Raw genomic sequence first — 12049 nt, 5'->3', positions numbered from 1 at the left:
ACTGAACCAAGCACTTGGTTTATTGAAAGAAAACGAAATATTTTAAGCAATGCTTTAGTAATTAATTACAAAATTACATAGCTCTACTATTAAACGCTTAAACGAAAAGGTAACTTATAGCAAAAAAGGTGGAGGTCTAGAAAAGAGCTGATCTTTAGAGTTTATGCCCACAACAATAAAGTCGTAAGTATTGCTTACCTCATTGTTCTGAATAAATTCGATATACTCTAAGTCAAAATCAGAAAAAACAGGCGTAAGTGCAGGTGTTAAATTATTTGTTATTACATGATCACAAATATCGCAATGTATAGCATGATCGCCATCGTCGGAATGAGACAGTGCATGAAACCCCGCCATTTTCATTGAGAAGAAAATAACAAGTAAAAAATAAGTTATACTATTTTTTATGCGATTGGTTTTCATTTATTTATAATAACACGACCTTTAAACGATATCTATTAAAAAAATTAATGTTTCTAATTTTCTTTAATTTGTTGTAATAACTTCCAATTAAAATAGTGAGCTAGCGAAACTAAAGTAGCACCTAAAACGGTATTGCTAACTTCCCACAATTCATTTAAATCAAACCTCCCTAATGCAATAAATAAAAAGCCAAATAAGGCATAAAGCAAAGGCATTAATTTATTATGTGCGTTTTTATAACTCGGCCAAAGCGAGATTAAAACAAATACAACACCAAAACTTATAAAAGTCCACTCTATTAATGGATTTTCTAAAAATTGTAAACTACCTAAGGAAGAAAATGAAACTATAAGCGGTATAGCAGCACAGTGAACAGCGCAAACTAACGAACTAGAAAAAGCAATAATATCAACTGTGTTATTTTTAATCTTCATTTAAAATTTATAAAAACATGATTAAGGAGCCATTAAACTTTGTATTTGCTAACTTCCTACAATTATATCAACACCCCTTAATGCAACATTGTCGCATTAGTTAGATTTGCAAATATATCATGTTTTTACAATAATGCAACACAATTGCAATAATTTATTGCAATTGTGTTGCATTATTAAACAAAAAAAACCAAATCACCCAACGAACAACACTGTGCAAAATGTTTTAAAGCGAATATATAGAAGGCTATTGAAAAATAGTACTAGATATTGAAATCTCTAGTGCCTGAAACTACAGGGTATTTACACTACTCACCAAACACCTATATTACAACTACTTACACCGATAAAAACAGAAATTAGATTGAAACTAGCACTTGTAAAAACCACCTTTATAAAATTACTTATAGAAAAATTAAAATAGTTAAATAATTCTTTACACAAAAAAAACCGCCCAAAAGGCGGTTTTTAAATATTTATAAAATGGGTTAAAAGAACCTATTCGAAATCACAATCTTTACCTAAGTGTTCAAACTTAGCTAATTCTTCAATTAATCCATTATTTACTTTTCCGAAAACCTCATAAGCAATTTTACCTAAAGGTAAATGCACAGGAGCCTCTTCTAACTGAGCTAATTTATAAATAGCATCTGCCGCTTTTTCTGGATCTCCTGGCTGGTTTCCACTTAAGCCTTGTAAACCTCTTATACGCTCACCTACTGTGCTTTCGTAATCTTCAATTTTTGTGTTATCGTAAGCTGCTGAACTTCCTGCCCATTCTGTTCTAAATGGTCCAGGCTCAACGTTTGTTACTTTAATATTTAAAGGCTTTAATTCTGCTGCTAAAGCTTCACCAATACCTTCTAAAGCAAATTTAGAACCATTGTAAATCCCTAATCCTTGAGAACCTATACGTCCTGCTATAGAAGTTATATTTATAATATGACCAGAACGTTGCTTGCGCATTTGTGGTAATATTTCTCTAATGGTTGTTAAAACACCAAAAACGTTTACTTCAAACTGTCTTCTTACTTCTTCATCAGAAATCTCTTCAACACTTCCCATAATACCATAACCAGCATTATTTACAACAACATCAATCTTCCCTAATTTATCATAAATAGTTTTAATACCATCAATAATCATTTGGGTTGAAGCCACATCTATAAGTACACCAAAAGAATTCCCTGGACTTTCATTGTTAAACGCCTCTACTTGGTCTTGCTTTCTAAAAGTCCCAACCACAATTTGTCCTTGAGATAAAACCTCTTTAGCCAACTGTTTACCTAATCCTGATGATACACCAGTAATAAACCATACTTTTTTTTCTGTACTCATTTTTATTTTATTGAAAATAATGTAAAAGAAACTTCAATGTTTCGGCTGCAAAACTACTAAAAATTTATTTACCTTTCTTTTATCATTTTTTATACTATAGTTAAATCTATTTAAAAAGATCACTTTTACAACTCCCCTCCTTCGCAGTTCAAACTACAACAATGAATTACTTCACTAATTTGGCAGCTATTAACCTGAGCTCTTTCTATGGGATTGACAACTGCTAACGATACTTTAAAAATACGGTATAAAATACAAGTCGATAAATTTGAAAGTACAATTCTATTTACAGAATTATTAAAATGCCGAAGTAAATGCAAAAAATATCAAAATCTTAAAAATAGAATTTACTAAATTTGAAGTAATACATGTAAAATATGTTATAGTTTTGCATTTAATACATAACAGGCGCTTTTACCTATGGTACAATACAACCCAAAAGATTGGATTACCTTTATTTTTAGATTTCATAAATCGGATACGTTTAGAAAGCTATTCCCTTTAATGATTTTTATTGGAATTTATACTTATGGAGTTGGTTATTTGGAACTTGAATACTGGAAACTTTCAGAAAAAAGTCATTTATCAAACATTACCGTAATGCACGGTATGCTAGGTTTCGTTATTTCCCTATTGTTGGTTTTTAGAACTAATACTGCGTACGATCGTTGGTGGGAAGGTAGAAAGCTTTGGGGAGCACTAGTTAATAATAGTCGGAATTTAGCCATAAAACTACATGTTATTTTAAAAGACGAACATGATAGAACCTATTTTAAAAAGTTAATACCGAGTTATGCTTCTATTTTAGTAAAACATTTAAACAATAAAGAAACGAGTTTGCAACTTTTTGATCATGATGATTTAAAAATAGACCAACACAAACACCACCCGAACCAAGTCGCTAAAATGATTTTCCAGAAGGTAAACGATTTGCACGAACAGAAAAAAATTACAGGCGATCAACTTATTATTATAAATGCCGAAATACAATCGTTTACGGATATTTGTGGGGCTTGCGAACGTATCAAAAACACACCTATTCCTTATTCTTACAGTGCTTTTCTTAAAAAATTCATCTTTTTTTATATCATGACTTTACCTTTTGGCTATGTGTTTAGTCTAGGCTATTATGCAGTACCTGTGGTTGTTTTTGTGTTTTACGTATTGGCGAGTTTAGAATTAATTGCCGAAGAAATTGAAGACCCTTTTGGATTTGACGCTAATGATTTACCTATCGATAAAATTGCAATCAATATCAAAAAACATGTGGAGGAAATCTTTTAATAACTCTAACCATGATTTCTGATGACTAACACTAAAGGTTGATATTAAGAAAAACTGATTCCTGCCTTTGCAGAAACTCTATCCTAGCCAACCCTCTCTATCCAAACTGCGGTATTGAATGGCTTCACTTATATGTGAACCGTTAACATCAGTACTTCCTTCTAGATCAGCTATTGTTCTTGATACTTTCAAAATACGATCGTAAGCGCGAGCCGATAAGTTTAAACGTTCCATAGCGGTTTTTAATAATACTTTTGAGGCATCATCTAGCACGCAATATTTCCGAATTTGTTTCACATTCATTTGTGCGTTATAATGCACTTTATCCGATTCTTCAAAACGCTTGGTTTGTATTTGTCTCGCCTTAGTAACACGCTTTCTAATATCTACAGAGCTTTCACCTTTTCTATCATCCGATAATTTCTCAAAAGGCACTGGAGTAACTTCTATATGAATATCAATTCTATCCAAAAGCGGCCCAGAAACTTTACTTAAATACCGCTGCATTTCTGCAGGACTCGATGTTACGGGTGCATCTGGATCGTTAAAATAACCACTCGGACTCGGATTCATACTCGCCACCAACATAAACGATGATGGATACGTAACTGTAAACTTAGCTCTAGAAATAGTAACTTCCCGATCTTCTAGCGGTTGGCGCATAACTTCGAGAACTTCGCGTTTAAACTCTGGTAATTCATCTAAAAATAAAACTCCGTTATGAGACATTGATATTTCGCCTGGTTGTGGGTAACTTCCGCCGCCTACCAATGCTACGTTAGAAATTGTGTGATGTGGATTTCTAAAAGGTCGTTGTGCCATTAGACCAGAATCTTTTACTCTACCAACAACAGAATGTATTTTTGTTGTTTCCAAGGCTTCATGCAAAGTCATAGGAGGCAAAATACTCGGTAAGCGCTTAGCTAGCATGGTCTTTCCCGCGCCAGGTGGACCTATTAAAATAATATTATGTCCACCAGCAGCAGCAATTTCCATACAGCGCTTAATGCCTTCTTGTCCTTTTACATCAGCAAAATCGAACTCAGGAAAATCTAAATTCTGTTCAAATTCTTTACGTGTATCTATTACTGTTTGCTCTAAGGGTATATCTTTATCAAAAAAGTCGATAACTTGTTTAATATTATCAACACCATAAACTTCTAAGTTATCCACTATGGCAGCCTCCTTAGCATTTACCTTTGGAAGAATAAAACCCTTGTATCCTTCTTCCCTAGCCTTTACAGCAATAGGTAAGGCTCCCTTTATGGGTTGCAAAGTACCGTCTAAAGAAAGCTCGCCCATTATTAAGTACTTGTCTAATCCTTCTGCTTTAATTTGGTCTGTAGACGCTAGAATCCCTATAGCTAAAGTTAAATCGTAAGCCGAACCTTCTTTACGTAAATCGGCAGGCGACATATTAATTATAATTTTTTTTCCAGGGATTTTATATCCGTTATTTTGAAGTGCCGCCGCTATACGAAAGTTACTTTCCTTAATAGCGTTATCTGGCAAACCTACAAGATGATAGCCTACACCTTTATCTACATTAACTTCTACAGTAATTGTTGTAGCCTCAACACCAAAAACGGCGCTTCCAAAAACTTTTTTAAGCATATATTAAATTTGTTTTGATGCTTAAATGTAATAAATGTATCTCAGATTTTATAATTAATTAAAAATGAACATTAATTTAGATACTATTTTTACGAGATTGATACAGTCTGTACATAATTTGTAATTAATAGTAATAAAAGTATTACTATATTAGTGCGCATATAATAGATATATAGTTAGTACTAACTATATACAATTGTTGTGTACAATTTAAACCAAACTAAATGAAAGAAAAAGAAACTAACTACTTTGTGCGAACTTTAATAGTATTATTATGCATTGGAATATCTTTCTTAATAGCTTATAAATTTTTCTACACTTGTCCCAAAGGTGAAATTACTGGAGGATTAATCACACTAATAATATTTTTACTTGTATTAGTTCTTGCTGAATCTTTTGATAATTTTTCTGTTGGCAAACTCTTGTCCATAAAAAGAGAAATAGCTGAAAAAGTTGAAGAAAACACAAAATTAGAAAGAAAAAACGAAGAGTTATTAAAACAGATTTTTAATATATCTACTAGTCAAAAACAATCTACAACTAGTGTTTTTGGAGACTACTATTCTGACAAAAAGAAAGGGAATCAGAATAAAGAAATTGATGCGAATGTTGTTCAAGAGTTATTAGATGCGATTGGAAATTCAATAGTTATAACTGAAATGGAAAATAATATCAAATCTGATTTAGAAGCTAGGAACCTACCATTTGATACACCTACGGACACAATTTTAATAAGACATTTAGCCGGAACACAATTAGCATTAAATTTAGAGACTATACATAATTCAATTTTTGGAAGTCAAATAATACTTTTAAAAGAACTTAACAGATATGCGCCACAAGGAATGTCTGAAAAAGAAATTTCGGATTATATTTCAAAAGTTTATTTACAATTTCCAAACACATTTAATGATTGGAATGAGGATAAATATTTGAACTATTTATATTCAACTTCACTAATAACACAAAAAGAAGATAAATCCATACATATAACTAATAAAGGTCTTGATTATTTATCTTGGATTGTGAGATATGGAAAAAGAGAAGATAATCCTTTTTAAAAAAAACTGTACACAACACCGTATAAAAATAATTGCGGTTTAGTGCTTAATCAAAGGTCGTTGCGTGTTTGTAACGTCTGATTTTCCTTCGGAAAATCCTCGCATACAAACCCGCAACTATCCTTATACATAAACGTTAGGCACAATATGACAAAACCGACAAACTAAATGGCAATATTTGACTTATTTTCTAAAAGACAAAAAAGATTGAGAGGAGAATTTCCTGAAATCTACACTTATGATAGTATACCTGAACATTTGAGAGTTCAAATCGTTCACATAATAAAAGATGCTATTGGAGTTGTGAAACATGGACATAAAAATGAACCTGAAGAAGCATATGAATTCATTCACCAAACTCTTTGTCGTGAGTACGGAATCTTTAGTTTAGGAGACAGATATTCAAAAAATGATGAAGACCATGTTTTAAACTTCCTTTTATCCACTAAAGATACTGAAAGGGTAATTGACGTAATTGAACTTTCATTTAAATTTATAGATAGAATTATAAAACCATCATATGATGAATACGCGTGGAATACAGAAGTTAAAATAAAACCAGACGAAGCAATTGAAGAATTAAATGAAAGGTTCAAAGAACATGGAATTGGTTATTCATTTGACGGAAGTGAAATTATAAGAGTCGATTCAACTTACGCACATGCTGAAATCACTAAGCCAACAATTTCCTTATTATGGAACACTAAATTTGATGGAGCTAATGAGGAATATTTAAAAGCACATGAACATTATAGGCATGGAAGAAACAAAGAGTGTTTAACAGAGTGTCTGAAAGCTCTTGAAAGCACAATGAAAATAATTTGCTCTGAAAAAGGATGGAATTATAAACAAACTGACACAGCAAAAACTTTAATTCAAATTTGTTTTCAAAATCAATTAGTACCGACTTTTACCCAAAATCAATTTACCTCTTTAAAGAGTTTGCTTGAAAGTGGAATTCCTACAATTAGGAATAAATTAGGAGGACATGGACAAGGCCAAACACCGCAGATAGTAGATGACGAAATGACTCGCTATGGTTTGAATTTAACTGGAACAAATATTATTTTTTTAATTGAACAAAGCGGAATAAAATAAATACTGTGCCTAACACCGTATAAAAATAATTGCGGTTTAGTGCTTAATCAAAGGTCGTTGCGTGTTTGTAACGTCTGAATTTCCTTCGGAAATTCCTCGCATACAAACCCGCAACTATTCTTATACATAAACGTTAGCAAACATTAAATAAAAATAGAATGAAAAAAAAATTACTCTTAAACATAATGCTTTTAATAGGCATTTCAACATTTTCACAAACAAATGTAAGTGGTGGAATATTCTCAAATACAACTTATAGTTTGAGTAACAGTCCTTATATTGTTACAGATAACTTAGTTTTATTTCCAAACGTAACGTTAACTATCGAACCTGGGGTAGAAATTAAATTCGATTCGGGCAAGTACTTTGAAGTCAGAGGGGAAATTATTTCTATTGGTACTGAAACTTCAAGAATAATATTTACATCCAATTCCAATACTCCTGCAAAAAATGATTGGGCTGGAATTAAAATAAAAAATTCTCTTGGAGCCAAAGCGAGTTTTGAATATAGTGATTTTAAATATGCCTCCTCATCAAATAATTCGGAATGCTGTTACCAAGGAGGGCCGATATATTACAGCCATTGTAGATTTGAGGAGAATTCTTTTGCAATGACCGGCTACACAGGTTATGATATTAATATCAACGACTCAGAATTTATTAATAATACTTATGGTATTACGAGTGCGGATAAAGTAATAAACAATTCTTCATTTACCGGCAATGATTATGGATTGTATCAGACAGAGAGAATAGATGTGAATAATTCAACATTCACCAATAATGGAACTGCTTTAGATGGAGGAAGAGGTTTGTTGCAGAATTCAACAATTACCAATAACACCATTGGCGTAGATAGTTTCTTCGAAGGATTTGAAATAAGAAACAATATTATCTCAAACAACGGAACGGGAATAAAAACTTCAAATTATAGTGGGTTTACTCCTGCAATTAAAAACAATGAAATATGCAACAATACTAGCTATAATGTTGAAAACAAAGATAATATTAATAAAGATTTAACGGATAATTGCTGGTGTACGGAGGTAGAAAGTGATATAGAAAATAAACTTAAGGACGGATATGATGATGTTAATTTAGGGTTATTTAACTACTCTATTTATGATAGTACTTGTTCTTCTATTATTGATGAGGTAATTAAAGATTCAAGTCTATCGGTGGATGATTTTATTAGTATTCTTGAAAAAACTATGGTTTATCCTAACCCTGTTTCCTCAGAATTGCATCTTGACATTCGCAAAAATGTTGAAGAATTGACTATTGAATTGTATGATATTACAGGCAAACTAATGCTTAGGAATGATTATAGAAATGTGGATCTTATAAAAGTTAAGCTTAATAGCCTTAATAGTGGTAATTACATATTAAATATTATTTCTTCAGGAAAAAGAGTAGTAAAAAAGATAATAAAGAAGTAACGTTTGCTAACACGGTGTATAAGCAATAGCGGTTTAAGTGATTAAACGAAAGTATAAACTTAAAACAAAGGTCGGTGCTAAACTGAAAAATTAGTGAGTAGAAATCCGCTACTACTCATACACTATACCGTTGTGTGTAATTTGAGAAAGACAAGTAATAAACTATGAATTTTAAGTCTTTATTAGATATTAATGAAAACATCAAATTGGTGGTTGAACCAAAAAAAGGAATAATGCTTCACGCAAATGACATTTTTAAAATTATTTTTGGACTATTTTTTCTGACTATTGCCTTTTCAATTGGACTTGCTGCTCATATAGGTTTTCTGATTTTCGGAATTATAGGTTTATCATTTATGATATATGCTATTTATGTTAGATATAATAATACAAATGGAATGGAATACGTAATTAGTAATAAACGAATACTTTTCATAAAAAACGGAATTATTAAAAAACAGAAAAACATAAATGATATTGACGAGGTTACTTATGAAAACTCTGGAAATGACAAAGGATATATTATTTTAGGAAAAGTTGAACCATTATTTGCAGGACGAGGAGTTAGTTTTAGCGAAGACGAATACGTTTTAGACAATTTGACTAATTATAAACAAGTATCTGATTTAATAAAAAATCTGACCAAAACGGAAAACATAAAAACTACACACAACATTGTATAAAAATAATGCTAAATTAGGTGCTTAATCAAAGGTTAGTGCACTTTTGTTACGTCTGATTTTCCTGCGGAAAATCCTCGCATACAAAACCGCACTATTCTTATACGTAACCGTTGGCATTCATGTCTCACTCAGCTCGAAAAAATATATAAACGAGCTTAAAAGTGGCTAAAAAACTCACTCAACCGACTTCTGACCATTTAAAGCGCAACTGTTGTGTGCGACTGACTTTACTCTTGCGCAAAACATCTGACTTTTGACAAACGAAACGCAAAGATTACGCGCGACTGACTTTACTCGTGCTTAAAAAAACTCTCACTTTTCTAAATTCAAACGCATATTTGTCGTAAAATAAGTCCGACAAAAAAACACGCATGCCAACATTGTATAAAAATAATGCTTAGTTTAGTGCCTAATCAAGAGTAAATGCTCGTTTGCTTGCATCTGATTTTCCTTCGGAAAATCCTCGCACACAAACTACGCACTATTCTTATACGTAACCGTTGTGGTTAATTTATGAAACGAATAATAACAATATTAATATTTTCAATTAGCATCAATATTGCCTATGCACAATTTGATGAAAATAATGCTATTTATTCAACCAGCGAGATGAATTTAGGTAATTATATTGGAATTGACATTAACTTAAATTATGTCTACAAAGAAAAATATTCGTTCAAAATTGGATACACAGGAAATATAAGAAAACCTAAATCACAACCTGAAAATTATGCTTCTGGTTTTACGGGACTATTTAGCTTTGGATTGGCTAATCCTTATGACCAATTTGAAAATTATCAAATAGGTTTTGGGAAAATATACAATCTCAATAAAAGTGGAACTATCAGAGCAAACTTATCGCTCGGATTAGGATATACAACATTAAGAGAGCCTGAAAATTGGGAACTTATTAATGACGCTTTTTTGACAGAGAATTATACTTGGAATTATAAAAAACACAATACAGTAAGCATAATAATAAATCCTAAAATTGAGTTTCCTTTTACAAGATTTTACGGATTGACAATTTCGCCAATGTTACAAATAAATAAGGATCGAACATATTTTGGTATTGGAATTGGACAAATGATTGGGCTATTAAGAAAAAGAAAAAACTAACCACAACACCGTATAAAAAACATAGGGCGTTTGTGTTTAACCGAGTGTTCTGTGCATATTAAAAAAGTCCGCTAAATATAAAATATGACGTTTATAGTAGAAAAGATAAAAGTAATATTTTATATTTAGCTAAGTAATAAACCGAAACGAAAGTGCTTATCAACTGCCCTACGTTTCTTATACATAAACGTTGGCAACAATTTAAACTCACTCAAAATTGAAACAAATTCAAACTGACTTTATTAACAAATTAGGAATTGGAGCATTTGCCTATATTTCAATTAGTGAATTTTGTGGATTATTCGAATATGTATTTGAGAACATTTTAATTATTATTAAAACGGAACCAAAAATAATTATTTGGCTACCAGGAATAATGAGTCTGATTCTTTTTACAGTAATTGTAATTTGGGGAATAAAGAAGTTTAACAAACCGATTGAAATTGATACGCGGAAAGCATTGAATTCATTAATCTATCTATATTTTGGAATTCTAATTGCACAATACCTATTCATATATTTCGGAACGGACTTTTTAACGGAAAAATATTCTGCCGAATTTGATTTTTATAATAAGGCAAATAAAGGAAGTTTAATGTTACGAGGCTATCTTGCAAATATTCCGATTTTACAATTTGTCGTTTTCGGAATTATATTACTGAAAAATAGAAAAACTGTTGCCAACAATGTATAAAAATAATGCTAAATTAGGTGCTTAATCAAAGGTTAGTGCAATTTTGTTACGTCTGATTTTCCTTCGGAAAATCCTCGCACACAAAACCGCACTATTCTTATACTAGACCGTTACCATACATTTAAAAACAGCCGATGAACGAAACAAAATTATTAACTAAACCGAATATTGGAAAACGGATTTTAGCTGGAATTGTGGACTACTTAATTATTTATATTTTCTTTTTTATTTTTCTCTTTGCATTTGGAGAACCGGACTCTGAAGGAGAAATGGCTGTAAGTGGATTGCCTGCATTAGGACCAATTTTATTTTGGGGAGTAATGACAGTTGGACTTGAACAATGGTTCGGAGCAACACTTGGAAATTCTTTAGTCGGACTAAAACCTGTATCAATCCGAAAATCAACCGATAACTCAACTTTCAGCGGAACGGATGAAAAACTGACTTTTGGACAATCTTTAAAAAGACATTTACTTGACCCAATCGATATGTTCTTTTTTGGATTAATCGGAATTATAACAATAAAAAACACAGATAAAAATCAGCGACTAGGAGATATTTGGGGAAATACAATTGTTGTAAAAACATCTGAATTAAAAAAAACGGAATAAAAAACGTATGGTAACATTGTATATAAAAAATTGCTGTTTTGTGCTTAACCAATGTAAGTTGCTTTGTTTGCTTGCATCTGATTTTCCTTCGGAAAATCCTCGCACACAAACACGCAACATTTCATATACGTAACCGTTGTAAACAATATGAAACAAACGATATTCTTAATACTTTCATTTTTGATTTTCCAAGTTGGAATTTCTCAAAACTTAACCGAATCTGATTTAATTGGAGAATGGGAGTTTATAGA

The 12049-nt window shown here is 31.5% G+C and carries 12 protein-coding genes; 8 read left to right on the top strand and 4 right to left on the bottom strand.

The genetic code is table 11. The features are described from left to right. Positions 1-114: 114 nt before the first annotated feature. The 3 genes from ACJJV4_RS06585 to ACJJV4_RS06575 all read right to left on the bottom strand — a co-directional run bounded on the left by ACJJV4_RS06585 (position 115) and on the right by ACJJV4_RS06575 (position 2195). On the bottom strand, positions 115-423 hold the full coding sequence (locus tag ACJJV4_RS06585) for a hypothetical protein (protein ID WP_405292670.1): 309 nt from the start codon (positions 421-423) through the stop codon (positions 115-117). A gap of 53 nt (positions 424-476) precedes the next feature. Continuing rightward, the gene (locus ACJJV4_RS06580; protein ID WP_405292669.1) at positions 477-857 is read right to left on the bottom strand and encodes a MerC domain-containing protein; all 381 of its coding nucleotides are present in this window, start codon (positions 855-857) and stop codon (positions 477-479) included. A 498-nt stretch (positions 858-1355) separates the two neighbouring features. Further along, positions 1356-2195: an oxidoreductase gene (locus ACJJV4_RS06575; protein WP_405292668.1), complete on the bottom strand. Its 840-nt coding sequence runs from the start codon at positions 2193-2195 to the stop codon at positions 1356-1358. 420 nt (positions 2196-2615) lie between these two features. Here ACJJV4_RS06575 and ACJJV4_RS06570 point away from each other — a divergent pair, with 420 nt between their 5' ends. Further along, a complete protein-coding gene (locus ACJJV4_RS06570; protein ID WP_405292667.1) occupies positions 2616-3479 on the top strand; it encodes a bestrophin family protein in 864 nt (287 codons plus the stop codon). A 78-nt stretch (positions 3480-3557) separates the two neighbouring features. Here the strand turns inward: ACJJV4_RS06570 and ACJJV4_RS06565 are convergent, their stop codons facing one another. Continuing rightward, entirely contained in the window at positions 3558-5093 is a 1536-nt protein-coding gene (locus tag ACJJV4_RS06565) for a YifB family Mg chelatase-like AAA ATPase (RefSeq protein ID WP_405292666.1), read from the bottom strand. Positions 5094-5317: 224 nt separating this feature from the next. Here ACJJV4_RS06565 and ACJJV4_RS06560 point away from each other — a divergent pair, with 224 nt between their 5' ends. The 7 genes from ACJJV4_RS06560 (at position 5318) to ACJJV4_RS06530 (ending at position 11798) form a co-directional block, all read left to right on the top strand. Further along, positions 5318-6154 (top strand): hypothetical protein, encoded by an 837-nt coding sequence (locus ACJJV4_RS06560; RefSeq protein ID WP_405292665.1) that lies wholly within the window; start codon positions 5318-5320, stop codon positions 6152-6154. Between the two features lie 168 nt (positions 6155-6322). Further along, positions 6323-7252: an STM4504/CBY_0614 family protein gene (locus ACJJV4_RS06555; RefSeq protein ID WP_179314792.1), complete on the top strand. Its 930-nt coding sequence runs from the start codon at positions 6323-6325 to the stop codon at positions 7250-7252. Positions 7253-7410: 158 nt separating this feature from the next. Beyond that, a complete protein-coding gene (locus ACJJV4_RS06550) occupies positions 7411-8691 on the top strand; it encodes a T9SS type A sorting domain-containing protein (protein WP_405292664.1) in 1281 nt (426 codons plus the stop codon). Positions 8692-8855: 164 nt separating this feature from the next. Next, positions 8856-9374, top strand: a complete 519-nt coding sequence (locus ACJJV4_RS06545) for a hypothetical protein (RefSeq protein ID WP_405292663.1) — start codon at positions 8856-8858, stop codon at positions 9372-9374. A 513-nt stretch (positions 9375-9887) separates the two neighbouring features. Continuing rightward, entirely contained in the window at positions 9888-10493 is a 606-nt protein-coding gene (locus tag ACJJV4_RS06540; RefSeq protein ID WP_405292662.1) for a hypothetical protein, read from the top strand. Between the two features lie 217 nt (positions 10494-10710). Then, positions 10711-11187, top strand: a complete 477-nt coding sequence (locus ACJJV4_RS06535; RefSeq protein WP_405292661.1) for a hypothetical protein — start codon at positions 10711-10713, stop codon at positions 11185-11187. Between the two features lie 134 nt (positions 11188-11321). Further along, positions 11322-11798: an RDD family protein gene (locus ACJJV4_RS06530; protein ID WP_405292660.1), complete on the top strand. Its 477-nt coding sequence runs from the start codon at positions 11322-11324 to the stop codon at positions 11796-11798. Positions 11799-12049: the final 251 nt, after the last annotated feature.

This window comes from Algibacter sp. Ld11 (assembly GCF_045066735.1).
Lineage (GTDB): Bacteria > Bacteroidota > Bacteroidia > Flavobacteriales > Flavobacteriaceae > Algibacter.
Note: the sequence above shows the minus strand (reverse complement) of the source record. Positions and strands in the feature narration are given on the sequence as shown.